23 protein-coding genes are annotated in these 24,907 nt (G+C 76.1%); 4 read left to right on the top strand and 19 right to left on the bottom strand.

What is annotated here, in order from left to right:
* Positions 1–217: 217 nt before the first annotated feature.
* On the top strand, positions 218–595 hold the full coding sequence (locus H7H31_RS06010; protein WP_187064097.1) for a hypothetical protein: 378 nt from the start codon (positions 218–220) through the stop codon (positions 593–595).
* 118 nt (positions 596–713) lie between these two features.
* Here H7H31_RS06010 and H7H31_RS06005 read toward each other — a convergent pair whose 3' ends face one another.
* From H7H31_RS06005 to H7H31_RS05940, 14 genes are all read right to left on the bottom strand, one after another.
* Positions 714–1,112 carry a hypothetical protein gene (locus H7H31_RS06005; protein WP_187064096.1) on the bottom strand — a complete coding sequence of 133 codons (399 nt, stop codon included), beginning with the start codon at positions 1,110–1,112 and terminating at the stop codon, positions 714–716.
* A 132-nt stretch (positions 1,113–1,244) separates the two neighbouring features.
* Positions 1,245–2,123, bottom strand: a complete 879-nt coding sequence (locus H7H31_RS06000) for an SCO6745 family protein (RefSeq protein WP_187064095.1) — start codon at positions 2,121–2,123, stop codon at positions 1,245–1,247.
* A 374-nt stretch (positions 2,124–2,497) separates the two neighbouring features.
* A complete protein-coding gene (locus tag H7H31_RS05995) occupies positions 2,498–3,367 on the bottom strand; it encodes a glycosyltransferase family 2 protein (RefSeq protein ID WP_187064094.1) in 870 nt (289 codons plus the stop codon).
* Complete coding sequence (locus tag H7H31_RS05990) at positions 3,364–4,491, bottom strand: glycosyltransferase family 9 protein (RefSeq protein WP_187064093.1); 1,128 nt, start codon at positions 4,489–4,491, stop codon at positions 3,364–3,366. The genes H7H31_RS05995 and H7H31_RS05990 overlap by 4 nt, the downstream gene beginning before the upstream one ends.
* Positions 4,488–5,894 (bottom strand): PfkB family carbohydrate kinase, encoded by a 1,407-nt coding sequence (locus H7H31_RS05985; RefSeq protein ID WP_187064092.1) that lies wholly within the window; start codon positions 5,892–5,894, stop codon positions 4,488–4,490. Before H7H31_RS05985 ends, H7H31_RS05990 begins: the two co-directional genes overlap by 4 nt.
* Positions 5,895–6,009: 115 nt before the next feature.
* Complete coding sequence (locus H7H31_RS05980) at positions 6,010–6,672, bottom strand: D-sedoheptulose-7-phosphate isomerase (protein WP_187064091.1); 663 nt, start codon at positions 6,670–6,672, stop codon at positions 6,010–6,012.
* A 92-nt stretch (positions 6,673–6,764) separates the two neighbouring features.
* Positions 6,765–8,003 carry a glycosyltransferase gene (locus H7H31_RS05975; RefSeq protein ID WP_187064090.1) on the bottom strand — a complete coding sequence of 413 codons (1,239 nt, stop codon included), beginning with the start codon at positions 8,001–8,003 and terminating at the stop codon, positions 6,765–6,767.
* Positions 8,000–8,968, bottom strand: a complete 969-nt coding sequence (locus H7H31_RS05970; protein WP_187064089.1) for a glycosyltransferase — start codon at positions 8,966–8,968, stop codon at positions 8,000–8,002. Before H7H31_RS05970 ends, H7H31_RS05975 begins: the two co-directional genes overlap by 4 nt.
* Positions 8,965–10,029 carry a glycosyltransferase family 9 protein gene (locus H7H31_RS05965; RefSeq protein ID WP_187064088.1) on the bottom strand — a complete coding sequence of 355 codons (1,065 nt, stop codon included), beginning with the start codon at positions 10,027–10,029 and terminating at the stop codon, positions 8,965–8,967. The genes H7H31_RS05970 and H7H31_RS05965 overlap by 4 nt, the downstream gene beginning before the upstream one ends.
* Complete coding sequence (locus H7H31_RS05960) at positions 10,026–10,712, bottom strand: D-glycero-alpha-D-manno-heptose-1,7-bisphosphate 7-phosphatase (protein WP_187064087.1); 687 nt, start codon at positions 10,710–10,712, stop codon at positions 10,026–10,028. Before H7H31_RS05960 ends, H7H31_RS05965 begins: the two co-directional genes overlap by 4 nt.
* Positions 10,713–10,715: 3 nt before the next feature.
* A complete protein-coding gene (locus tag H7H31_RS05955) occupies positions 10,716–11,771 on the bottom strand; it encodes a glycosyltransferase family 2 protein (protein WP_187064086.1) in 1,056 nt (351 codons plus the stop codon).
* Complete coding sequence (locus H7H31_RS05950; protein WP_187064085.1) at positions 11,768–13,585, bottom strand: carbamoyltransferase family protein; 1,818 nt, start codon at positions 13,583–13,585, stop codon at positions 11,768–11,770. Before H7H31_RS05950 ends, H7H31_RS05955 begins: the two co-directional genes overlap by 4 nt.
* A gap of 82 nt (positions 13,586–13,667) precedes the next feature.
* Positions 13,668–14,630: an NAD-dependent epimerase/dehydratase family protein gene (locus tag H7H31_RS05945; RefSeq protein WP_187064084.1), complete on the bottom strand. Its 963-nt coding sequence runs from the start codon at positions 14,628–14,630 to the stop codon at positions 13,668–13,670.
* Between the two features lie 247 nt (positions 14,631–14,877).
* The gene (locus tag H7H31_RS05940) at positions 14,878–15,483 is read right to left on the bottom strand and encodes a flavodoxin family protein (RefSeq protein WP_187064083.1); all 606 of its coding nucleotides are present in this window, start codon (positions 15,481–15,483) and stop codon (positions 14,878–14,880) included.
* Positions 15,484–16,265: 782 nt separating this feature from the next.
* Between H7H31_RS05940 and H7H31_RS05935 the strand changes: the two genes are divergently transcribed.
* Entirely contained in the window at positions 16,266–17,543 is a 1,278-nt protein-coding gene (locus H7H31_RS05935; protein ID WP_232110246.1) for an MFS transporter, read from the top strand.
* A 116-nt stretch (positions 17,544–17,659) separates the two neighbouring features.
* Here the strand turns inward: H7H31_RS05935 and H7H31_RS05930 are convergent, their stop codons facing one another.
* The 3 genes from H7H31_RS05930 to H7H31_RS05920 all read right to left on the bottom strand — a co-directional run bounded on the left by H7H31_RS05930 (position 17,660) and on the right by H7H31_RS05920 (position 19,954).
* A complete protein-coding gene (locus tag H7H31_RS05930) occupies positions 17,660–18,589 on the bottom strand; it encodes a polysaccharide pyruvyl transferase family protein (RefSeq protein WP_187064082.1) in 930 nt (309 codons plus the stop codon).
* 58 nt (positions 18,590–18,647) lie between these two features.
* A complete protein-coding gene (locus H7H31_RS05925; RefSeq protein WP_187064081.1) occupies positions 18,648–19,574 on the bottom strand; it encodes a glycosyltransferase family 2 protein in 927 nt (308 codons plus the stop codon).
* Positions 19,575–19,726: 152 nt separating this feature from the next.
* Entirely contained in the window at positions 19,727–19,954 is a 228-nt protein-coding gene (locus tag H7H31_RS05920) for a DUF6480 family protein (protein WP_187064080.1), read from the bottom strand.
* Positions 19,955–20,185: 231 nt separating this feature from the next.
* Between H7H31_RS05920 and H7H31_RS05915 the strand changes: the two genes are divergently transcribed.
* Positions 20,186–21,238, top strand: coding sequence for a beta family protein (locus tag H7H31_RS05915; RefSeq protein ID WP_187064079.1), 1,053 nt, complete (start codon positions 20,186–20,188; stop codon positions 21,236–21,238).
* Positions 21,239–21,266: 28 nt separating this feature from the next.
* Here H7H31_RS05915 and H7H31_RS05910 read toward each other — a convergent pair whose 3' ends face one another.
* The gene (locus H7H31_RS05910) at positions 21,267–22,514 is read right to left on the bottom strand and encodes a magnesium and cobalt transport protein CorA (RefSeq protein WP_232109709.1); all 1,248 of its coding nucleotides are present in this window, start codon (positions 22,512–22,514) and stop codon (positions 21,267–21,269) included.
* Between the two features lie 371 nt (positions 22,515–22,885).
* The gene (locus H7H31_RS05905) at positions 22,886–23,446 is read right to left on the bottom strand and encodes a GNAT family N-acetyltransferase (RefSeq protein ID WP_187064078.1); all 561 of its coding nucleotides are present in this window, start codon (positions 23,444–23,446) and stop codon (positions 22,886–22,888) included.
* A 250-nt stretch (positions 23,447–23,696) separates the two neighbouring features.
* Here H7H31_RS05905 and H7H31_RS05900 point away from each other — a divergent pair, with 250 nt between their 5' ends.
* Positions 23,697–24,797: an FAD-dependent monooxygenase gene (locus tag H7H31_RS05900; RefSeq protein WP_187064077.1), complete on the top strand. Its 1,101-nt coding sequence runs from the start codon at positions 23,697–23,699 to the stop codon at positions 24,795–24,797.
* Positions 24,798–24,907 lie beyond the last annotated feature (110 nt).

The raw sequence follows: 24,907 nt of genomic DNA, 5'->3' as shown, positions 1-24,907 counted from the left end.
CCCGTATCGCATGGGGGATCGACTGATGCCACGGCGCGGAAGTACAGCAAGGCGCCGTTTGTTCAGCAATGATGGCCCGCGCCGTGAACAATCGGCGTGGAGCGCAATATCTTCCCCTGCGTGAGAACTGGGACACGAGGAAAGGGAAAAGCTGAATTCTCGCATGGCGTGGAATCCCCTTCCGGGTACCTGCCGTTGCCTCGCTACATTCGTCAACATGAACGCGAGAAGGAAATTCCTCAGCGTCGGCGCGGCGACAGTCGCCGCCCTCGGCGCCACCCTGGTCACGGCTCCCGACGCCTCGGCGGGGAGCATGCGCGGATGCGACTTCCCGCGCGTCTGCTTCTACAAGACCCAGGCGGACTACGACGCGAATCGTCCGACGGCCGCATATAAGGACGTCACCAGCGGATTCCAGAAGCTGGGCTCCCGAGCCCGCGGTGCCGTCAAAGCCGTCAACTCCCGCAACGACGACGGCGCGATCGTCAAGTTCGCGAACAAGCCTGGCACGGTGTGCATCCAGGCCGACTCGTGGTGGCATTTCGGCTCGGACGTGGTGACCCACATCCGGATCGTCGACAGCCCCACCTGTTAGGGCGCGACGCACGGAGCGAGCGGGGCCGGCGTGGCGTCCCGGCCCCGTTCGCGCGGTCCCTCCGACCGCGCCCCGCCCCTCGGTGTCCGCGCTCGCCGACGGAGCCGACGGAGCGGCCTCAGTCCCAGGTGATGGACCAGACGAGCGCGCCCTCGGGGACGGCTGGCACGTCGCGGTAGGTGTCCACGAGGCCGATCAGGACGTCGGCCTCAAAGCCGTCCACCCACGTCCGGCAGGTGGCCTCGTCGGCCGTGGTGCAGAGGGCGAGCGCCTCGCCGGCCAGTGTCTGCGCCTCCACGGTCTCCGGGTGCGGCTGGACGCGCACCCACGCCACCTCCGGGCGCGCCTCGATCGCCCGCAGCCGCTCGGCCAACTCGGCCAGTGGCGGGCGCCCGTACCCCCACTGGTTGGGGGCGATGGACTCCTCGTCCGTGTTGCCGTCGAAGAACTCGTCCACGGTGAGCAGCGGCATCGGGCCGGCACCGGTTCGTCTGGTCACATCCGCGACGGAGATCATGCAAACGATCATCGCACCCGTGTTCGCACCGCCGAGCGGCGCACCCACCGTCTCCCAGGCCCACCTCCACGCGCCGCGTACGGCCGAGGTCGCGCCCGAAGGCGCCCGTCCCCGGCGCACGGTGCGCCCTGCTCACGCGTAGTCGTACGTCATGCCGATGCCCAGGGTGCTCTGTGCCGGGAGGAGGCCGGAGCCGACGAGGGTGAGGACCGGCGGCATGAGCAGGTCGGCCAGGCGGGCCAGCTCGTCGGGGGCGAGCGCGTCCCAGGGGGCGGCGGCGAGTTGGTCGGTGAGCTTCTCGACCGAGGTGCGGACCCGCAGCCCCTCGTCGGTGGCCCGGCCGTCGGCGTGCACCAGCCCGCGGTCGGCCAGCCGCGAGCGGGCGGCGTCCCAGTCCGCGCCGGACCACTGCCGGCTGCGGAACAGTTCCTGCGGCGCGGCGCCGACCGCCGCGTGCGAGACCAGGGCCTCGACGGGCCCGAGGTGGTGGGCCTGGAGGGCGGCGACATGGCCGTCACCGCGGTGCTCGCGCAGGAGGGTGGCCGCGTGCCAGAGCACCTCGTGCGGCTCCTCGGGCCAGGGCAGCGCGGCGTTGGCGGCGGCCATGGGCCGGCCCGCCACGCTCGCCGCCCCGGCGGCGCGTCGGGCCAGCCCGGCGGCCTCGCGCAGCTCCGGTGACCCGATGTGGTCGCCCAGCAGCCTCCGCAGCGCGCGGTCCACCGCGACGCCGCGCGCCGCGAGCACCCGCTCGGGCGCGGCGACCCGCCAGGCCGGAGCGGTGTGACGTTCCACCATGTCCGGGCTGAGGCTGTAGAAGAGGGAGGTCACCAGCGCGGGGCCGACCGGGCCGAGGGGCGCCGCGCGGTAGGCGAAGTAGCTGGGCCAGCGCTCGTCGGTGGCGTACCCGAGCGCGGCGGCCTCCTCGAACGCCTCCGGCGCGTAGTACAGCGTGGCGTGTACGGGCTCCAGCAACTGCCACATCCGGCGAACGGTGTCGAGGCGGTGCGTCATGGCGCGGCCCTTCCTGTCGCGGGTCACTCACGGCAAATCTTGTCATTGGCTAGATTGCGTCATCGCGGGGATCTAGTCAATGGCAAGATGAGGGTGGGGGCGCGGAAACGGAAAGGTGGCAGTGGCGGGCGCCAGGCCGTCGCGGGGCGGTTCGCCTCGGCGACGTGTGGCCCGGAGAGCCCGCGTGGCGCGGGCGACGGGCGTCGTGCGGGGGAGCGCCGCGATGCCTGCTGGCCGCTACGGATCAGCGATGCCGTCATCACCGCACAGGGCTCCACCGTCAACTGTCGTGAGCGGCAACCCCGTTCACGGCCCCGTACGAGTGCGCGCCGCGCCCACCGGGCCGGGCCCGTCCGGCCCGCCCCGCCGTGGGCTTACGCCGCCGCCTCCACGAGACGTACCCGGCGCTCCACCCGGGGCGGCAGTCGGCGGCGGTGGGCGAGGGCCGCCGGGAGCCGTCGGGCGGCGCCCCGCAGCGCCGCGCGGGCCTCGGGGTCGCGGAGGCTGTCCGCGAGCAGCCATGCCGTCTGGCCGACGGCGTGCCGCAGCGGGCGTCGCATCCACGCCGTGAGCACGACGTTGCGGCGCACCCGGGCCTCGCGTCCGGGCCGGGGGCCGGTGTCCGGGTGGTGCAGGGCGACGACGTCGGGGCAGTGCGCGAGGCCCCACCGGTGCGCGTCGAGGTCGAGCGCGAGCAGCGCCTCCTCCGCGCCGAAGTGCAGTACCGGGTGGAAGCCGCCCACGTCGAGGAACGCGCTGCGGCGCACCACGGCCGCGCAGGCCAGGAAGCCCAGCACGGCGGGGCCCGGCAGGTCCGCGTCCCGGCCGAGCGGCGAGGTGGACAGCGCGTCGTTGATCGGGTCGGGCAGGCCGTCGGCGCCCACCCGCGTGCTGCCGGCGATCAGGGCCAGCCGCGGGTGCGCGTCCAGCAGGTCGGCCGCCCGGCTCAGCGCGCCGGGCTCCCACCACGAGTCGTCGTCGCTGAACGCCACGTACGGGGTGCTCAGCACGGCCGCGCCGTGCGTGCGCCCCACGGCGCCGAGGTTGCGCCCCGGGCTGACGAGGCGCACCTGCGGGAAGCGCCGGCGCACGGCATCGGCGGTGCCGTCGGTTGACCCGTTGTCCACCACGACCACCGGTGGGCGCTCCGGCAGCCGCGTCAGTCGGTGCAGCGTGTCGAGGACGCGCTCGCGGCGGTCGCGGGTGATGACCACGACGCCGACGCGGGGCGGGGGCGCGCTCATGAGACCGCCGGCTCCGCGACCAGCGGGCCGCGTGTCTCCTCGGCGAGAAGCGCGTCCACGGCGGCCAGCACCTCGTCCGGGGTGATGCGCAGCAGCCGCTCGTCCGGCCGCTCGCCGTGCGCGTCGCCGGGCCGGTGCGGGTCGGCCGTCGCGCCGTCCGCTCCGCCGGCGGGGGACGGGTGCCACAGGACGCGGTGCCGGGCGGTGCGGGGCGGCCCCCACAGGCCGGGCGACACGGGCCCGAACAGGACGACGGACGGGGTGCCGAGGGCGGTGGCGAGATGGGCCAGGCCCGTGTCGCCGACGACGACCGCCCGAGCGCCGGCCACCAGGGCCGCGAGCCGGTCGAAGGGCACGTCGGCGGCGCCGCCGAACACCGCGTGGGGCGGCAGCCCGGCGCGCTCGGCGACCTCGGCGGCCAGCGGGCCCTCTCCGGCCCCGGCGGTGATCACCAGGCGGTGCCCCCGCGCGCGCAGCGCCGCGGCGACCGCCGCGAACCGCTCCGGCGGCCAGCACCTGGCCGCGGCGTCCGCGCCGGGGTGCAGCACGATGGCGCCGGCGGTCGGGGACGGGCAGGCGGGGGCGGGCAGCCGCAGGTCCGCCGGGTCGGCCGGCAGCCCGTACCAGCTCAGCAGCCGACACCAACGCTCCCGCTCGTGCTCGTCCGCGCGCCACACCGGCCCCGGCAGGTGCGGGGTGTCCGGGTGCGCGTACGCCCACAGCCGGCCCGGGCGCAGCCGGTCGAGCAGCAGGTGGCTGGGCGGGCCGTTGCCGTGCAGGTCGATCGCGACCTCGGGGGGCGGCCCGCTCCAGTCGAGGCGGCGGGGCACGGCCCGGCCGGGCGCGGTGGTGGGCAACAGGTCGTCGACGACGCCGGTGGCGCGGGCGGCGTCGGCCAGCCGGGCGGGCGCGGCGAGCACGAGTCGTCGGCCCGGCAGCCCCCGGCGCACCGCCCGCAGCGCGGGCAGCGCGGTCAACAGGTCGCCCAGGCCCAGGGCGCGCAGCACCAACACGCGGCCGGCGCCGGACCCGGCTCCGGACCCGGGATCGGCCGTGGCGCGCGGAGCGTCTGGTTCAAGCCCCTGGGCGGGGGCCGTGGCGCCGGTGTGCGGCTGCCCGGTCACCGGCGCGGCTCCCCGGCGGCGGCGCGGGCCGCCGAGCGGGCCGCGCGGTCGGCGAGCGAGGTGGTGGAGCGGCCGTCGAGGTAGGGCAGGACCAGCGCCTGGCCGCCCCACTCGCGCAGGGCGGCGGCCTCCGGCAGGGCGTCGACGGAGTAGTCGCCGCCCTTGACCCACAGGTCGGGCCGCAGCTTGCGCAGCAACGGCTCGGGGGTGGTCTCGCCGAACACGGCGACCGCGTCCACGCTGCCCAGGCCGGACAGCACCCGCACCCGGTCGGCGACCGGGGTCAGGGGGCGCCCCGGGCCCTTGAGGCGGGCGATGGACTCGTCGGAGTTGACGCACACGATCAGGCAGTCCCCTATCCGGCGCGCGCTCTCCAACAGCCCCACGTGCCCGGCGTGCAGCAGGTCGAAGCAGCCGCCGGTGGCCACCACCGTCCCGCCGGCGGCGCGCACCGACGCGGCCAGCTCGAAGGCGTCCACGGACCGTCGGGCGTCGGTACGGGACGTCGGCGAGGCCCCCCACAGGTCGCCCGCGCCCGCCCCGCCGGCGGCGACGAAGGCCGCCGCCTCCGCGACCCCGCGCTGCACGGCCTCCTCCGGGAGCGCGCCGTCGGCCAGCGCGCCGGCGGTGGCCGCGGCGAAGCAGTCGCCGGCGCCGCAGGGGTCGCCCTGGGCGCGGTAGGGCGCGGGCACCAGCATCGGCCGGTCGCTGCCCGCCTCCACCAGCAGCGCCCCGCGCTCGCCGAGCGTGACGGCCACGGCCGCCGCCTGCCAGCGGTGCGCCAACCAGGCGCCGCGCGCGGCGTCGGCGCGCACCGAGGTGTCGTCGCGGGGGCACAGCGCGCGGGCCTCCGCCGCGTTGGGCGTGGCCAGTCGGGTCCCCGGCACGGGGGCGCCACCGCGCGGGTGCGGGTCCCACAGCAGCGGTGCCCGCGCGGCGGCCCGCGCCAACTCGGCCCGTGCGGCGTCCGCGGTGCCCCGTCCGTAGTCGGCGACCAGCAGCGGCTGGCCGCTGGCCAGCACCGAGCGCACCGCGTCGCCCGGCTCGCCGCAGTGGCCCCCGCCCCGGTCCACGCGCACCAGCGGCCGGCCGGCCGCCCGTACCCGCGTCTTGACGGGCAGGCTGCCGTGCAGCGGGAGTTCGACCAGGCGTACCCGGCCGGCCAGGGCCTCGCGGACCGCCTGGCTGGCCGGGTCCTGGCCGAGCGCGGTGACCAGGGTGACCTCCCGGCCGTCGCGGGCGGCCAGCGCGGCGGCCAGGCCGGCGCCGCCGGGGCGGCTGCGGTCGTCGGTGACGTCCACCACCGGGGCCGGGGCGTCCGGGGCCAGCCGGTGGGCGTCGCCGTCGATGTCCTGGTCGAGCAGGGCGTCGCCGACGACGACGAGCGGCGCTCGGGTGCTCACGGGAACCTCCTTCGCACGGTGCGGGAGCCGGCCGACCGGCGGCCCGGGCCGCCACGGCCGGCGGTGGGGCGATGTCCGCGCGGGCCGCCCGCCAGCCGGCCCGCGCCAGGCGCGGTCACAGCGGGCGCTCCCGGCGGGCCCCGGCCGCCTCCAGGGCGGAGCCCGCCGCGCCGGGCGTACGGTGCCGGGCCCGGGCGGCGTCGAAGCTCTCGCACAGCAGGTGCACCGCCACCAGGTGGGCCTCCTGGACGGTGGCCGTGCTCTCCGCCTGGACGGCCACCACCTCGTGTGCGGCCCGGGCCAGCGGGTTGGGGGTGGGCCCGGTCAGCGCCCACACCCGCAGCCCGGCGGCCCGGCCGGTCTCGGCGGCGGTCAACAGGTTCTGGCTGCGCCCCGACGTGGACAGCAGCAGCAACACGTCGCCCGGCCGGCCGTGCGCGGCCACCTGGCGGGCGAAGACCTGGTCGAAGCCGTAGTCGTTGCCGATGGCGGTCACGCTGGAGGTGTCGGCGTGCAGCGCGATGGCGGAGTAGGCGGGGCGCTCCTGGCGGTAGCGGCCCACCAGTTCGGCGGTCAGGTGCTGGGCCTGGGCGGCGCTGCCGCCGTTGCCGGCCGCCAGCAGCCGGCCGCCGACGGGCAGCAGCGCGGCGAGTTGGCCGCCCCAGTCGGCGACGTCGCGCAGGCCGCGGCGGCGGAAGCGGAGCAGCGCCTCCTGGAGGGACTGGCAGTGGGCGTGCGCGCTCTCGTGAACGTCGCTGACGTCGCTGACATCGCTCATGGTGGGGTCGGGCGAGCGCGCGCGGTGCGCGCGGCGGGCCCGCGCCTCCCTTCGGTCTCGTTCGGGCGCCGGACACGCGATCCGGCGGGCGGTCAGGCGACCTTGGGCACGGCCGGCCGGCGGGCCAGGGTCTGTCGGTAGACGGCCTCGGTGGCCGAGGCCACCTGGCCCCAGCCGTACCGGGTCAGCACGCGCCGCCGCCCGGCCGCCCCGCAGGCGGCCCGCAGGGACGGGCTGCGCAGCAACTCGGCGACGGCCTGTCCCAGCGCGACCGGGTCGCCCGGTGGCACCAGGCGGCCGGTGCTCGGGTCGGTCACGGTGTCCAGTTGCCCGCCGACGGCGCTGGCGACCACCGGCGTGCCGCACCCCATCGCCTCCAACGGCACGATGCCGAACGGCTCGTACGAGGCCGGGCACAGCACCACGTCGGCCGCCCGCAGCAGCGCCGGCACCTCCGCGCGCGGCAGGCCCCCGACGAAGCGCACCCGGTCGGCGACGCCGGCCGCGCGGGCCAGCGCCCGCAGCCGGCGCACCTCCGGTTCCTGGTCCACCCGCTCGGGCGGCGGCCCGCCGGCGATGACCAACTCGGCGTCGGGCACGTGCGCCAGGGCCGCGATGGAGACGGCGGCGCCCTTGCGCGGCACCAGGCGGCCGATCTGGACCAGCAGGTGCCGGTGGCCGCCGCGTTCGGCGACCGGGCCCCACGGGGTGAAGCGGTCCGGGTCGACGCCGCAGGGCACCACCGTCACCCGGTGCGCGGGAACACCCATCGCCACCAGTTCGGCGACCTCGTCCCGACAGGTGGCGATGACCCGGTCGCACCCCTCGCCCAGCTCCGTCTCGCAGGCGACGCGCTCGGCCGGGCTGGTGTCGCACTCGCGCTGGTGGCGGCGCTTGACGGTGCCCAGCGCGTGGTACGTGTGGGCCAGCGGCAGGTCCAGCTCGCGACAGGCGGCCAGGGCGGCGAGGCCCGACATCCAGAAGTGGGAGTGCGCCACGTCCGGGGGCCGCCGCTGCCAGTCGCGGGCCAGGAAGCGGCCGAACTCGTCCATGTACGGCAGGAGTTCGTCCTTCGGGAGCTGCCGGTCTGGCCCGGCCGGCACGTGCCGTACCTCCACGCCGGGCCGCAGGAGCACCCGGCTAGGCAGGTCGGCCGCGTCCTTGCGGGTGTAGACGGTCACCCGGTGGCCCCGGTGGGCGAGCGCCCCGGCCAACTGGGCGACGTGGACGTTCTGCCCGCCCGCGTCCACGCCGCCCAGGACCGCGAGCGGGCTCGCGTGCTCGGAGACGAGTGCGATGGACAGTCCACGGGCTTGCTCGACGGCGTTCATCGGGCCACCACCTCCGCTATCAGTTGCTCCCAGTCGTAGAGGAAGCGCTTGAGTCCGTACCGGGCGAGCGCCGCCTGTCGGGCGCGCGCGCCGTCCTCGGCCGCGGCGGCCGGGTCGGCGAGGTAGCCGCGGGCCGCTTCGGCCAGTTCCTCGGGCCGGGTGGACAGCGTCCCGGCGCCCGGCGGCACCGCCCGCACCGCCTCGGTGGTGGCCAGCGCCACCACCGGCATGCCCAGGTGCATGGCCTCCAGGAGGGACAGGCCGAGCGAGGTCCAGCGCACCGGGTGCAGGTACAGGCGGCAGGCGGCCATCGCGTCGTGCAACGCCTCCTGCGGGAGGTCGACCGCCCGGCAGCGGTCGGCGGGCAGCCCGAGGTGGTCGGCGAGCCCCTCGGTGCCCATCCCGAACACGCTCAGCGGGGCGGCCCGGGACAGGGCGGGGAGCAGGTCGGTGCCGGTGGTACGACCGCGTCGGACGGGCTCGTTGACGACGACGGCGGCCCGTTCGACGTGGCCGCTGTAGCGGTGGCCGGGGTCGACGATCCCGTGCTCGATGACGGTGGTCGGCGTCGCCCCGTTGTCCCAGAACAGCCGGTTGAAGTGGGTGACGTGCACCAGCGTCAGGTCGTCCCGGTCGGCGCACGGGTGCCGGGTGTCCGGCACGGTGCCGTGCGGCGCGTTGTGCTCCAGGTAGACGGCCGGGACGTCGCGGCCGGGCCGGCGCCCGCCGAGCCACCGCTCGGCCAGCGCCGCCTCGTGCGGACGCTGGAGGACCACCAGGTCGACGGGGTCGTCCCGCAGTTGCGCCGGCGTGCGCTCGCGCACCGACTCCGGCCAGCGGAAGGTGCGCGCCCGCCCCAGCCCGTCGGGCCCGCGGTCCTCGGTCACGGGGACCAGGTACGTGTGCGGGCCCTGCACGAAGGCGGTGGTCCACGAGCCGTGCACGTGCCACAGCAGGATGTTCATACGGTCGCCCCTCGGTCGGGTTCGGTGGCGCGTCGGTCCCCGGGCGCCCCGCCGCTGACCAGCGCGTCGACGGCGGAGACCACGGCGGCGTCGGGCACCCCGTTCAGGCACGGGTGGCCGGGCACCGGGCAGCGGCGTGCCCGGGTGTCGGCGCACGGCGCGTCCTGCTGCCCCAGCAGCACGTGCGGCACCCCGTACGGCCGCCACAGCCGGGCCGGCACCACCGGCGCGAACAGACAGCCGACGGGCGTGCCGACGGCGGCGGCCAGGTGCGCGGGCCCGGTGTTGCCGACGACGGCGGCCCCCGCCCCGGCCAGCACGCCGCCCAGTTGGCGCAGGTCCGTCGCGCCGCCGAGGTCCAGCGCGTGATCTCCGGCGACCCGGGCGGTCAGCGCCCGCTCACCGGGGCCGCCGGTGACCACCAGGCGGTGCCCGGCGGCGGCCAGCGCGGCGGCGACCCGGGCCGCCCGCTCGGGGGAGAGCGCGCGGGCGGGCACGGCGGCGCCGGGGTGGAAGACGACGTACGGCTCGGTGCCGGTCAGCTCCGTCGTCGGTGGCGGCGTCAGCACGCGCAGCCGGCCGTCGTCGCCGGGCGGCAGCGCGAACCCCGCCGCCCGGGCGAGGTCGAGCCCGGCCTCGGCCTCGTGCCGGTGCGGCGCCCGCTGGTGGCGCAGGTCGAGCAGCGAGCCGGGGTAGTCCACGCTGTCCGCCGCGATCCAGTCCACCCCGGCCAGCTTGAGCAACAGCGCGGCCGGCAGCGGGCTCTGGTGGAACGAGACGAGGATCAGCGCCCGGTCGAAGCGGCCCGCGGCCACCGCGTCCACCAGTGCGGCGGTCTGCCGCGCGGACACCGGCGCGGGGTCGAGGCCCACCCACGGCGCCTCGTGCACCAGCACCTCGTCCACGCCGGGAAGCAGGCGCGCGGCCCGCTCGCCGAGCGGACCGCACAGCAGCGCGGTGTACGAGGAGCCGGCCGCGGCGGCCCGCACGGCGGGCCCGGCCAACAGCACGTCGCCGGCGCTGTCCAGGCGGACGACGAGGGTGCGGGGCAGATCGCTCATGCGGCGCCTCCCGCCGGTCGCGCCGGGGCGGTCAGCAGCCGCACGGCCGCCAACAGGTCGCTCGCCCGCTCGTCGGCCGCCGCCGTCTCGGCGGGCAGGGTGACCGGGGTGGGCACCAGCACCCCGCGTGCGCCCGCCGCGCGGGCCGCCGCCATGTCGGCGCCGATGTCGCCGATGACCGCGCAGCGGGCGGGGTCGGCGCCCAGCCGCTCGCAGGCGGCGAACACCAGGCCGGGGGCGGGTTTGCGGCAGCCGCAGCCGTCGTCGGGCCCGTGCGGGCACACCGCCCACACGTCGAACGGGCCGAGCAGCCGCTCCACCCGCCGGTGCACGGCGCTCACCCGCTCGCGCGTCAGCAGCCCCCGCGCGATGCCCGACTGGTTGCTGACCACCCCCACCGGGATGCCCAGCGCGCGCACGGCCTCCACCGCGGCCCCGGCCGTCGGTAGCGGGCGCACCCGCTCCGGGTCGCCGTTGTACGGCACGTCGACGACCAGCGTTCCGTCCCGGTCGAAGAGCACCGCCTGCGGGAGCCCGCCGTCGTCCGCGCCGCGCGGTACGCGGGTGGGCGGCAAGCCGCCGCGCGGGGTGACCCACGGCCCGTCGAGGGCACCCTCGGGGGCGCCGTCGGAGGCGGGAGAGGGGACGAGCGGCCGGTGGGAGTCGCTGGTGTGGATGCCCATCGGCTACACCCGCTCGGCGCGCGGCCGGGCCGGCTGGCGCTCGACGGTGGGCGGGCGTCCGGGCGGCAGCGGGCGCGCCGCGCGGTGGCGCACGAGGCCGCGCAGCCAGTGGTAGCTGGCCAGCGGCGGGATCAGCAGGCTGGTCAGCGCCATCGTGGCGACCTCGTCCCCGGTGCGCGGCCCGGGCGCGATGCGGGCCCAGGCGAACTCGGCGGTGCCAAGGCCCCACAGCGCGCCCCACCCGGCGGCGGCCCGACGGCGGCCGGCCAGCGCGCAGGCCGCCGAGGCCAGCGCGGCGCCGGTCACCGCCAGGTGCGCGGGGCGCCTGCCGCGCGGCGCGTCGGCCCGCCGCCACCAGGAGCGGCCGTGCAGCCGCGTCATGAGCACGTCGTCGGCGTTGCCGGCCTGCGCGCGCAGCGACACCAGGCGGTCGGCGGGCCGCACCGGATGGGTGGTCGTCCGGCGGCCGGTCGCGATCTGCCAGCCGGCCGAGACCATCCGCAGCGCCAGGTCGGCGTCCTCGCGGAAGGCGCGCCGGAACCGCTCGTCGAAGCCGTCCACGGCCTTCAGCGCGGCGGTGCGGCAGGCCATGTCGGCGGTGATCCAGCGCGCCGTGGCCAGGCCCGCGGTGCCGCGTTCCCAGTCCGTCGGCCGGCGGTCGGCGGGCAGCGGCACGGCGATCCGGGCGGTGACGGCGGCCGTGTCGGGCGTCGCGGCGGCCAGGTCGGCGGCGAGCGCGGTGGCCCAGCCGGGGGAGGGGATGACGTCGTCGTCGAGGAAGACCACCCACGGCTCGCGGGCGGCGCGCCAGCCGATGTTGCGCGCCGCGGCGGGCCCGCCCGCGCAGCCGAACGCGATCTCGACCCGGTCGCGCAGCACGTCGGGCACCGCGACCGGCAGCGCCGTGCACCGCTCCGGCGGCCGGTCGTCGACCAGCACGATCCGGCTCGGCCCGGGTTCGCCCGCGTCGGCCAGCGCCCGCAGGCAGGCCGTCAGGCTGGGCCGGCCCAGCGTCGGGATGACGACCGCGTACGGCGGCGTCGCGTCGGCGCCGCTCATCGGCTGCCTCCCTGGTGGTCGGGGGTGGGATAGCGGGCGGGCCCGTGGGCGGCCCAGTCGGGCGGCGCGGCGTCGTCGGCCAGCGCCGCGGCGTCGTCGGCGCCCGCGGTCGGCTCGTAGGAGCCCTGGCGGTACGAGCTCTGCCCGGCCGAGGCCGCCGCCTCGTCGCGGCGCGCGGCGAAGAAGTCCGCGCGGCGCACCACGAACGGCCCGATGGCCAGCAGGTCGACGGGCGCGGAGCCGAAGCACTCCAACGCGTCGCGCGGGTCGTCGACCATGGGCCGGCCGGCCGTGTTGAGGCTGGTGTTGACGACCACGGGCAGGCCCGTGCGCCGCTCGAAGGCGGCCAGCATCCGGGCCACCAGCGGCTCGGTGGTCGCGTCGACGGTCTGGATGCGCGCGGTGCCGTCCACGTGCACCACGGCCGGGATCCGCTCGCGCCACTCCGGCGCCACGTCGTGCACGAAGAGCATGTACGGGCTGGGCAACGGCCCGTCGAAGAGGTCGGGCGCCCGCTCGGCGAGCACCATCGGCGCCACGGGCCTGAACTGCTCGCGCCCCTTCACGTCGTTGAGCCGCTCCAGGTTCCCGGCGTGCCCGGGGTGGGCCAGCAGCGAGCGGTGCCCGAGCGCCCGCGGCCCGTACTCGGAACGCCCCTGGAACCAGGCCACGATGGCGTTGTCGGCCAACGCCTCGGCGACCGTGTCGGCGACGTCGTCGGGGCGTTCGTAGGGCACGGCCGCCGTCTTGAGCCGGGCCTCCAGTTCGGCGTCCGACCAGCCGCGGCCCAGCGCCGCGCCGGGCATCGGGTCCGGCGCGGCGCCCCGTTCGGCGCTGAGCAGCAGCGCGCCGCCCAGCGCGGTGCCCGCGTCGCCGGCGGCCGGCTGCACCCACACCGCGCCGAACGGGCCCTCGCGGGCGATCCGGGAGTTGGCGACGCAGTTCAGGGCCACGCCGCCGGCCAGCGTCAACACCTCGTCGTGGGTGTGCCCGTGCAGCCAGCGCGCGAGGTCGAGCAGCGTCTCCTCCAGGCACGCCTGGGCGCTGGCGGCCACGTCGGCGTGGTCCTGGGTCCACGCCTCGTCCGGCCGGCGCGGCGGGCACAGCTCGTGCCAGGGCACGCCCGCCGCGCGGAACCCGCCGTCCCCGGTGGCGTGCACGTACCGGCGCAGCTCGCCGAGCACGCGCGGGCGGCCGTGCGAGGCGAGCGCCATCACCTTGAACTCGTCCGACGAGCGCAGGAACCCCAGGTGCTCGGTCAGCTCCTCGTAGACCAGGCCCAGCGAGTGCGGCAACTCCTGCCCGTGCAGCGGCTCCAGGCGCGCGCCGACGCGGCGGGCCGCCAGGTGCGAGGTGCGCTCGCCACGGCCGTCGAGCACGAGCACGGAGGAGGAGTCCGCGCCCGGGGCGCCGAAGGCGCTGGAGGCGGCGTGCGCCATGTGGTGCGGGACGAAGCGCACGATGTCCGGGTCGAGCCCGGGCAGCACGGTGTGCAGGAAGCCGGGCGCCTCCCGCGCGTAGGCGAGCCGCAGGTGGTCCCACGGGTCGTCGAGGCCCATGGTGTCGGCGGGGCGGGCCAGGGTGGGGTCGAAGGAGTACGCGACCGCGTCCAGGTCCTCGGGCCGCAGCCCGGCCTGGGCCAGGCACCACCGCGCGGCGTGCTCGGGCATCTCCCAGGCCGCGAACGGCACGGGGCGCTTGCCGTGCTTGCGGCGCGAGAAGCGTTCCTCCTCGGCCGCGGCGACGGTGTGACCGTCGATGACGAGGGCTGCTGCGGGGTCGTGGAAGAGGGCGTTGATTCCCAGAACGCGCATAGGACCGGGGGCCTTTCGGCGAATGCGACGGTGTCGTCGGGTCGGCGGGGGGCAACGGCCGGGCCGGCGGCCGGCGGCCGGGTCAGGCGGCGAGTCGCTGACGGAACCAGCCGATGGTGCGGCGCAGGCCCTCGTGCGCGGTGACGCGCGGCTCCCACTGGAGCTTGCCGCGGGCCAACGTGATGTCCGGGCAGCGCACCGCCGGGTCGTCGGTGGGCCGTTCGATGAACCGGACGGTGGACCGGGAATCGGTCAACTCCACGACGAGGTGGGCGAGTTCGAGCATGGTGATCTCGACCGGGTTGCCGAGGTTGACCGGGCCGCGCAGGTCGGACGCGGCGGCGGCGAGGATGCCGCGCACGGTGTCGTCCACGTAGCACAGCGAACGCGTCTGCCGACCGTCCCCGGTGACCGTGAGCGGCTCGCCGGCCAGCGCCTGCCGGATGAAGGTGGGCACGGCGCGGCCGTCGTACCCGCGCATGCGCGGTCCGTAGGTGTTGAACAGCCGCACGATGCCGGTGTCGACGCCGTTCGCCCCCGCCTCCGCGGTGGTCAGCGCCTCGCCGAAGCGCTTGGCCTCGTCGTACACGCTGCGCGGGCCCACCGGGTTGACGTTGCCCCAGTAGTCCTCGCTCTGCGGGTGGCGCTGCGGGTCCCCGTAGACCTCCGAGGTGGAGGCCAGCACGAAGCGCGCCTGGTGGGCGCGGGCCAGGGCGAGCGCGTTGCGCGTGCCCAGGCTGCCGGTCTCCAGCGTGTGCACGGGCAGCCGCAGGTAGTCCGCGGGGGAGGCGGGGGAGGCGAAGTGCAGGACGAGGTCCACCGGGCGGTCGACCTCCAACGGCCGGCAGGCGTTGGCGCGTTGGAAGGTGAACCGCTGGCTGCCGAGGAAGGGCGCTATGTTCTGCTGCGCCCCGGTGCTGAGGTCGTCGATGCAGGTGACGTCCGTCCCCTGGTCGAGGAGCGCGGCGCACAGGTGAGAGCCGACGAAGCCGGCGCCTCCGGTGACGACGGCGTGGCGCCAGCGGGGTGCGGCAGAGGTGTTCATGTGCCCTCCTTCGGTGCCGGTCGGGTCGGCCGGTCGCGGGGGTGACGGCCGGCCCGGGCAGGGTGCTCGTGCGTGCTGCCGGTGTCTTCGTCGAGACGAAATATCCCAACAAATGGGCCTAAACAGCTTTCAGACTGACACGAGTGCCTGTGTCCCGCGACACTGCCGGAGCGTTCCGCCCCGACCGAACGGCGCGCGGCGGGCCGTGCCGGCGGCGCGCGGAGCCGGGGCGGCGGTCGGCCGGCGCTCAGGAAGGCGGCGGGCCGAGCGGCCGGACGCTGAGCGCCTCCGCTACTCCGATCAGGTTCGCGGCCATGGCCTTGCCGGTCGACCGCGCCCAGTCGTGCCCGCGCTCGTCGTCCAGGAAGTCGGGCCCGGGCCCGGGCCCCAGGTGCCAGTACGTCCACGACTGGCCGGGCACCGTGAACCCGATGTCCACCAGCGCCCCGCTGATCTCACTGATCACGTGGTGCGCGCCGTCCTCGTTGCCCGTCACCACGACGCCCGCGACCCGGTTGAACGCCACCGGCCGGCCGGCGTCGTCGGTCTCGCTGAGCATCGAGTCCATCCGCTCCAGGACCCGCTGTGCCACCGACGAGGGCCGCCCGAGCCAGGTGGGCGAGGCGATGATGAGGATCTCCGACGCGAGGATCTGCTCGTGCACGGTCGGCCACTGGTCGTCGCCGCCCATGTCCCGCTCGACGCCGGGGGCGAGTTGGAGGTCGACCGCCCGTACGACATCGGACGGCACTCCCCGGCGGGCGCACTCCGCCACCACCACGGCGGCCAGCGCCTCGGTGTTGGAGGGGGCGGGGGTCGGCTTGAGGGTGCAGTTGATCACGAGTGCCTTCATGTCTGCCGGAGTACCCGCCCCACACGGTTCACGCGGGCCAAGCGGGTGAGTCGCGAAGCGTCGCGCGGGGGTGGCGGTGCGTAGGCGGTGGCGCGCCGCCCCCAGGGCGTCCGTCCGTACGCCCGCCCGTACGCGCCCGTACGCGCCCGTACGCACGGCGCCGCGTCAGGTGCCATGAGCCGCGTGCCGAAGGCCCTACGGCCGGTCGGGAGCATCTCGTACGACCGGTCGTGAGCACCCCGTACGGGTGGCTGGAAGGGCCCTGGCGGACCTTGTGACCAAGGGCACGTAGGCGTTCAATCCATGGGAACGCAGGGGAACTTCCCTCCTCGCCTGCGAGAGAGAGGCCCGGGTCACAGCGGCGGGCCGCCGTCGTCTGGGACAGTAGCGCCTTGGCTGGGTGCGGTGAATCGATCGATCCCGCCCCCCCCGCGCAGCGGCGGCCCGACCGAGGCCACGACCGCACGGCGCGGGCCAGCCTCCCTCACCCGAGTCCGTTCTCCGAGCCTGCTGGGCTCTTCACGAAACGTGCCGACGTGCCCCTTTCTGTCTCCGCCCTCGCCCGCGTGCCCGCGCCCGCCCCGGCGCCCGACGCGCGCCTTGACGACCTCCGCGAGACGGCCCACGCCGTGGCCGACCCCGACGCCACGCCCGCCCTCGCGGACACCCCCTCCCGCACGGAGCGGGCCCGTGCCCGCCTCGGGCGCCGGGGCGCGCCGGGCCGCGCCGACCAGGGCGCCACGCGTGAGCGCTCGCCCTGGCGCTGCCTGCGCTACCCGAGCATGCGCTGGTGGTCGGTGGCGAACCTGGTGTCCAACGCGGGCACCTGGATGCAGCTCACCGTGCAGAACCTGCTCGTGCTCCAGGTCACCGGCTCCGCCGCGGCGACCGGCCTCTCGCTCTCCGCGCAGGCCGGGCCCGGCCTGCTGCTCGGCGTGTTCGGTGGCACGGCCGTCGACCGCTGGCCCCGGAAACTGACCGCCGCCGTCAGCCAGGCCGTGCTGGGCGCCGTGGCCTTCACCACCGCCGCACTGGTCGCCTTCGACCAGCTCGACCTGGGGCTGCTGATGGCGCTCGCGGTCGTCACCGGCCTGGTCGCCACGATCGACGGCCCGGCGACCGCCCTGCTCGGCAACGACCTCGTCCCGCGCGAGGACGTGCCGTCCGCCATCGCCCTCGGTTCGGTCGTGCACAGCGTCGGCCGCCTCGCCGGCACGGCGGCGGCCGGCGTGGCCATCGGGGTGTTCGGCACCGCCGCGGCCTACGTCACCAACGGGCTGTCGTTCCTCTTCGTCGCCGCCGTCATCCCCTTCCTGCGCTTCGCGCCGCCCGAGCCCGCCGAGCCGGACACCGCCACCACCCGGGCGGTCTCCGCCGAACAGGCCGCCAGGGAGAGCGCCGCCGCGCGGATGACCGCCCGCGAGGGGCTGGCCTTCTTCCTGCGCAGGCCGCGCCTGGTGGCGCTGGCCGTCATCACCGGCCTCGGCGCGATCTTCGGCCGCAACTACGGGCTGACGCTCGCGGTACTGGTCACCGGCGCGCTGCACGGCAGCGCCGCCGACTTCGGCACGGTCTCCACGGCGCTGGCCGCGGGCGGTATCGCCGGCGCCGTGCTCGCCGGCCGCATGCAGAACCCCTCCGTACGGCTGGTCGGCACGCTGACGGCCGCCGGCGCGCTGCTCCAGATCGCCGCCGGGCTCTCCCCCTCGCTGTTCCCGCTGCTCCTGCTGGTGCTGCCGATGGCCATGGTGGAGTCCGTCTCCGACACGGCGGGGACCACCGTCCTGCAGACCGACCCGCCGTCGCACATGCGGGGCCGGGTACTCGGCGTGTGGCGCAGCGCCAGCACCGGCTGGGGCCTGGTCGGCCCGCCGCTGCTCGGCCTGCTGATGGAGTTCGCCGGGGCCCGGGGCGCCCTGATCGTCGGGGGACTGCTCGTCGCCGGCGCCGTGGGCGCGGGCACCCTGCTCCGCTCCCGCCTGCTGACGACCTGGGAGGTCGGCCGGCTGGCACCGCGCCCGTCCGTCAGCACCCAGGCCGCCCTGGGCCAGGCCGCCTGAGCGCGGACCGCGCGGGCCCCGGACCCGCGTAGCGACGCCGGGCCCGCGCCGTGGCGGGCCCGCGCCGTCACGGGCGGGAGACCCGCCCGCGCCCGCCCGCCGCGCCCGGCCACCCGTCACCCCGTACCGGGAGCGAGGTGGCGCAGCAGGTCGGCGAGGAGGCCCGGGCCCGTGGGCGCGCCGGCGGAGTCGGCAAGCTCGCGGGCCCGGGCGCGCCCGGCCGGGCTCAGGCACCAGTCCAGCGCCTCGTCGAGTTCGGCCGCCGTCGCCCGCTCGGCCGGCAGCACCATCGGCCAGCCGAGCGCGGCGGCCTGGGCGCTGACCTTCGCGCCGCCCGCCACCGGATCGACGGCCAACACCGGCGTCCCGGCCCGCAGCCCCAGCACCAGCCCGTGCAGCCTGGTGGTCACCACTGCGTCCAGCCGGGTGAAGACCGCGTGCACCTGGTCCGGGCTGGCCGGCAGCCGCCAGTCCTGGGCGTCAAGGCGGGTGTCGAGCGGCAACCGGGCGGCGTCGAGCCCGCCGGCCCACGCCTCGATGGCCCGCGCCACCTCGCCGTGGCGCCGGCGCGCGCCGTACTCGTGCTGGCCCTCGGTCACCACCACGCCGACCACCGGCACCGCCCGCGGCGGCGGTGCGTGCCGGCTCAGGTCCGGCGCGCCCGTCGCCGCCGCCTCGTCGCGCGCCAGCACCACGTCGAACCCGGTGACCGCCGGGTCGGCCGGGTCCACCACGGAGACACCGACGGCGATGCGCCGGCAGCCGGCGAAGCGACGGTGCAGTTCGAGCAGCGGCGCCGGGACGCCGTCGGCGGCGGGCCGCCGCGAGTGCAGCGGCCCGCACGCGAAGACCAGGTGCGTGTACGCGGCCGGGTCCACGTTCTCCAGGTGCAGCCCCGCCGGCCGGAAGGTGGGGGACCAGGCGGTGTCGTACGGGATGGACGCCCCGCGCAGCGCGTCGCGCACCACGTCGGCGACGAGCAGGTCACCCGCGGTCACCTCGCCGTGCAGAAAGCTGAACCAGCCGGTCAGCAGGGTTCGGGGCACGGATCAACTCCTTGGGGCCGGCACCGGCCGTCGTCGGTGCGCTGCGGGGACCCGCCGGTCAGCCGACGTAGCGGCGGGCCGACGAGGCGTTCTGCGGCGCCTCCAGGAGGGCCAGGCGACGCTCCACCGCCGGCGGCAGCGGCCGGCGCTCGCGGACCACCCAGGGCAGCCCGGCCAGCGCCTCGCCCACGGCGCGCACGGAGGTCGCGTCGCGCGGCACCGTCGCCGCGAGGCGGGCGGTACGGCGCAGCGCGGCCGGTGCCGAGCGGCGCAGCCAGGCGAACCACAGGGTGTTCCTGATCCCGTGGCGGCGGCGCAGCCGCGCGTCGCGGCTCGCGGACGGCCGGTGGTGGATCGTCAGCTCCGGCGCGTAGGCGAGCCACCAGCCACGGGCGGCGAGGTCGGCGGCGAGCAACTCCTCCTCGCCGCCGAGCCACAGCCGCGGCGAGAAGCCGCCCGCCGCGCGGAAGGCGTCGGCGCGCAGGACGGTGGCGGCGGCCAGGAATGACCCCAACGCCGGGCCGGGCAGCCAGTCCGGACCCTCCAGCGGCGAGTCGCGCAGCTCGGCGACGATGGGGTCCTCGAACGGTTCCCCCGCCGGCTCGCCCCCGTCGGTCAGCGGCGGGTGGACGAGGATGCGCGCGGTGACGGAGGCCAGCCGTGGGTGGGCGTCGAGCAGGTCGGCCGCGGCGGTCAGGGAGCCCGGCTCCCACCACGAGTCGTCGTCGCAGAAGGCGATGTAGTCCGTGTCGACCAGACGCGCGGCCAGGTTCCGGCCGACCGCCCCCAGGTTCCGACCGGGCTCGACCAGCCGCACCGGCGGCCGGTGGGCCCGTACCGCGGCGGCCGTGCCGTCCGTCGAGGCGTTGTCGACCACGATCACCGGTGGCCGCTCCGGCAGCGCGGCGAGCCGCTCCATGGTGTGCAGGAGTTCGGCGCGACGGTTGTGGGTGATCACCACGACGGTGATCCGGTGCTCGCTCATGCGCGGTCCTCGGGGATCGACGAACTCGGTTCGGGGCCGACGCGGGGCGCCGGGCGCGGGCCGGGCCCGTGCCCCGGCACGGGCCCGGATCAGGCGTCGACCGCCCGTGGGCCGGGCGTGGCACGGGCGGTCGCGGGGCCCGCGCGGCGGTGTCACTGCAGCCAGATGCGGGCGACGAAGTACACCACCGCGACCACCACCAGCAGCCCGATCAGAAATACCGGGGCCTTCGCCCATCCGGTCGTCGGATTGTGCGTCTCCTCGGGCCCGGCGTCAGGCGTGCTGCCCTCGGCGGGCGGCGTCTCCCCGGGGGGCACCGACCCACCGGGTTCGAGACCCGGCGTCGTCCGCGGGTCCGGATCGGGATTCTTGTCGTCCATGCCTCTACGAGTAGACGCACCGGGAGGTTTTCACACCTGCGGGGCTCGCGTCCGTCCGCCACGGCCCCCACGATCCCGGCAGCGCGCGGCGCCGCATCGCGCCCGTTGCTGCCATGACAGCCCCTAGACCATTGCGGCCATTGCGGCTGAAAGGCCCTCTTCCCCGGTGCGAGGCCAACGCTCACCCTGGCCACCAGGGTGATGACGACGCGGCGCGGAGGGGTGGCCGTCATGCTGGAACCGCTCTACGTCCCCGTACTCCCGACCCGACCGCACGCCAGCACCGCCTACCGCCGGCTGCTCCCCGCCATCCAGCGCGGCGTGACACCCCTGTGGACCGTCCCCCAACGCACCGGCCTGCCCCCCACCGAGCTGGGCAAGGCGTTCCGGGCCGACCTGGACGCGGTGGCCCGGGCCCAGCGCTACCAACCGGCCTGGCTGGACGCCCCGTTCGTCGACGAAACCCAGTTCCCCGTGCTCGCCCCCCTCCTGCGACGCGTAGCGGCCGTGGCTCCGCTGCGCCCCGTGACCGGCCCCTCGCGCCCCGGGCCCCAGCAGAGATGGGCCTGGGAGGCGGCACGGCGTTCCGGCGACGGGCTCGGCATCCGGGTCACGCTCCCCCAGGAGTGGGACGCCGAGACGCTGGGGCACGTGCGCGACCTGCTGGCTCAGGCCGACCCCGCCGTACGAGTGGACCTCCTCCTGGACCTCGTCACCGTCCTTCCTGACCGGCCCGACGCGGGCAAGGAGGCCCTCCGAGCGCTGGACGCCCTGCTGCCCCTCGCCCCCTGGCGCACCCTCGCGCTGATCGCCGGCGGTGCGCCGCAGCCCGCCGCCGACCTGATGAGCGAGGGCATGTGCGACGAACCGCGCACGGACTGGGCCCTGTGGGGCGAGACCCTCGACAGCGGTCGTTCCTACCTCGACACGCTGGCCTACGGCGACTACGGCGTCCAACCTGCCTCCGCCCTCTCCCGCGACCCACAACCCGGCAAAGGCGGGCCGCCCTGGGGAACGCTGCGCTACACCACCGACCGCTCCTACCTCCTCGCCAAGATGTTCACGCGCGGCGACGAACGCACGGCGCACAACCGGGCCATGGCCCGACGGTTACTCGCAACCCCCGGCTTCCGGGCGACGGGCACCAGCACGGCCGAGGCGTGGATTCGCGACTGCGCGCAGGGCAGCGGCGGGACCGGAAACGCCAGCACCTGGCTGTGGGTCGGCAACGTGCAGCACATGACGTACGTCGTGCACAGCCTGCGAAGCGGCAACCCGCCCTGAGCCGATGCCTCTCCGGCTGACCAGGCCCCTACAACCAGTCCCGCCGCTTGAACACGAAGTACAAGCTCACACACACCACACCCATCAGCACCACCGCGAACGGATACCCGCCCACCCAGTGCAGCTCCGGCATGTGGTCGAAGTTCATACCGTAGATGGTTCCCACCAGCGTGGGTGCGAACAGAATCGCCGCCCAGGAGGAGATCTTCTTGATCTCCTCGTTCTGCTCGAAGCCCGCCTCGGCCAGGGCGCGCATCTCCGCGTTCTGTTGCTGGGTGACGAGCGTCGCGTTGACGGCCAGGATGTCGGTGAGGGCCGAGCGGAAGCCGTCCACGCGTTCGCTGGTGTGCGTGACGTGGTCGGCGACATCCCGCAGGTAGCGCTGGAGTTCCTCGTCCGTGCGGTACTTGTCGAAGCCGGCCATCAGTGCCTGCAACATGCCCACCAGCGGGCTGGCCGCCCGCTGGAACTCCACCATCTCGCGGGAGAGTTCGTAGATGCGACGGGAGACCGCGGGGTCGCCGCGGAAAACCTCGGTCTCGATCTCGTCCAGGTCGATCTGCACGCCCTCCACCACCGGCGCGTAGCCGTCCACCACGGCGTCCAGGATCGCGTACAGCACGGCCTCGGGGCCGAGGGCCAGCAGGTCGGGGGCGGCCTCCATGCGGGCGCGTACCGCGGGCAGGTCGGGGGCGGCGCCGTGGCGGACGGTGATGACGAAGTCCGGGCCGACGAACAGGTGCAGTTCGCCGAACTCGACCTCCTCCGGCGCGTCCAGGTAGCGGGCCGCGCGCAGGACGACGAACAGCGTCTCGCCGTACCGCTCCAGCTTGGGGCGCTGGTGGGCTTCGAGGGCGTCCTCGATCGCCAGCTTGTGCAGGTCGAACTCCGCGGCGAGGGAGACGAGTTCCTCCTCGCTCGGCCGGTAGAGGCCGATCCACGCCATGCCGTCCTGCCGCTCGCGCAGTTCGTGGAAGGTGTCGGCGAGACTGCCCGGCGAGGCGACCCGCACGCCGTCGCGGTAGACCGCGGCGTCGATGAGGCTGCGCGTCTCGGTGGGCTCGGCATCCCCCGTGTCGCCCCGTGACGGGCGTGGCGCGTCGGGCGTGGGGCGGGCGGTCGGGCGGAGCCAGGAGTGGCGGCGCGCGGGGCCCTGCGGGGTGGCGTCGGTGGCGGGCGTGGTGTTCGGGGTGGCTTCTGGGGTGTCCCTGCGCGCGTTGCGGCGGGCGTTCATCGCGGACAGGGGCGTACGGCTACGGCTACGGCGCTCGGCCATGGTCGGTCCTTACGGTCGCGGGCTCGGGGAGTTGAGGACGCACGCGCGAGCGCCGCCGCGGGCCGCGGGCGGCGTGCGGCGCTGCCGCGCGGCGTGCGACTGGGGGGTTCACCACTCACGGCGGTCCTCACCTCCTCCTCGCACACCTGACTCGCGCACCCGACTCACACGCATGACTCGCACACGTGACTCGTACAGCCGACGGAACCGTCGAACGTCGAACAGGATATACACCCCCATACGGGAGCAGCCCGCCCCCACCGAGCCAGTCCGCGCCCTCGGTCAGGCCGCATCCGGTCTGGTCGCCCCCGGCCCGTGCCGCCGGGGCGCCCGGTCTGCCGCCGGGGCGGCACTCGCGTCGCCGAGGAGGGCTACCCGTGGCCGGCCGGGGGCTCGTTCAGCGCGGCCATCACCAGCGTGTCGTGCCGCTCGCCCGCCCAGTGGAACGCGTGGCGCAGCCGGCCCTCCACGTGGAAGCCGCAGCGTTCGTACGCGCGCCTGGCCCGGTCGTTGAACGCGAACACCTCGAGCCACACCCGGTGCAGCCGCACCTGGCCGAAGGCGTGGTCGAGCAGCAGTCGGATGGCCTCGGGGCCGGCGCCCCGGCCGCGTGCCCGGGGGGCCAGCGAGATGCGGAGCGCGGCCGACTCGTTGTCCGGGTCCACCTCGGTCAGCGCCATTTCGCCGAGGTACGCGCCGCTGGCCAGGTCCTCGACGGCCAGGTCGAGCCGGTCCGTCTGCTCCGCGCGGCTCGCGCACCAGGCGGTGATCTGGGCGGGGGTGAACGTGCGGTGCGTGCCGGTCAGTCGCCGCGTCTCGGGGTCGGTGGTCGAGGCGTACATCGCGTCGGCGTGGGACGCGGTGAGGGGGACCAGTCGCAGCCGCTCCCCGGTGAGGGTGGGCTTCGTGGCGAGGGCCTGGCGTTCGATCATGCGCCCCTCCCTACCTGCGGAAGACGCCGGACGCCACTGCTTTTGTCGCCCCGGGCGCGGGGTGCCGGCTCACGCGGCGGGCCATGGGGGCCAAAGCGCTAACGGTTGTTAAAAGCTAACGGTTATGGCTATGGTCGACTGCCTGAGGTGAGCGAGGTTTGCCAAGTCCGGGGGCCCGGTACGGAGTTCGCACCATGGGTCGTCGTCGGTCGACCTCGCGGCATCATCCACCGGACGACGGAGGAAGCACGTGACGCGCACCGTGATCGTGGGAGCGGGACTGGTCGGACTCACCACCGCGGCGGCACTGCGGCTGATCGGGCACGAGGTGACCGTCCTGGAGCACGCCCCCCGGGTGCGGGCCGCCGGGGCCGGCATCAGCCTGTGGCCCAACGCGCTGCGGGAGTTCGACGCCATCGGCGTCGGGGCGGAGGTGCGGGGCATGGGCAGCGCCGTCGACGCCTGGTTCTTCGACGCCACCGGGCGCCCGATCCGCGCGGCCGGCTACGACCCGGCCGCCTACCAGCTCTTGATGGTGCCCCGGGCGGGCCTGAACGACCTGCTCGCCGACGCCCTCGGCAGACACCGGATACGTCTGGGAACCCACGTCACCGGCTTCACCGAACACGACACCCACGTCGAGGTGCACCTCGCCGGCGGCGCGCGACTCCGCGCGGACCTGCTGATCGGCGCCGACGGGGTCTACTCCGACGTACGCGCCACCCTGGCGCCCGGCAGCGCGGCGGTCGAGCACGTCGGCCACTACGCCTGGCGGGCCGTGCTGCCCTCCGGCGCCGAGCGGCCGGAGGGCACCATGGTCACCATCGGCCCCAGGCGCACCCGAGGCGGCTACACCCGGGTCGCGCCGGGACAGACCATGTGGTGGGTCGGCCAGTTCGACGCCGGCGAACTGGTGGGCAGCAAGCGGGACCGGGCCCTGCGGCGGGCCCGTAACGTGGCGGCCTCCGGCTGGCACGACGAGCTGCTTGAGATGATCGCCGCGACCCCCGAGGACACGATCCTGGAGAACCAGATCATGCTGGTTCCCGAGTTGTCGCGGTGGACCACCGACCGGGTCGCGCTGATCGGGGACGCCGCGCACGGCCTGTCCCCGCACATCGCGGCGGGCGGCGCCCTGGGCATCGAGGACGTCGGGGTGCTGCGCGCCGCACTGGTGGCCGGGCCCGACACCGCCACGGCCCTCGCCCGCTACGAGCACGCCCGCCGCGCGCGCTTCGCGCGGGTGCGCGAGCACGCCACCGCCATCGAGTTCGCCGACGGAGCCGCCGAGTCCGCGGAGCGCTACGCCGCCTTCAGCCAGTGGATGCTCACCACCGCGCCGACCGGCTGATCCGACCCGACCGGGCGCCTCTGCCCTGGCCCCGGCTCACCCGGTCCGACCGGGTGCCCCGACCCTGGCCGACCTGATTCCGGCCTGGCCCCACCTACGCGCCACGCCCG

Source organism: Streptomyces buecherae (genome assembly GCF_014295035.1).
Classification (GTDB): domain Bacteria; phylum Actinomycetota; class Actinomycetes; order Streptomycetales; family Streptomycetaceae; genus Streptomyces; species Streptomyces youssoufiensis.
This window is presented reverse-complemented; position numbering and strand designations above follow the sequence as displayed.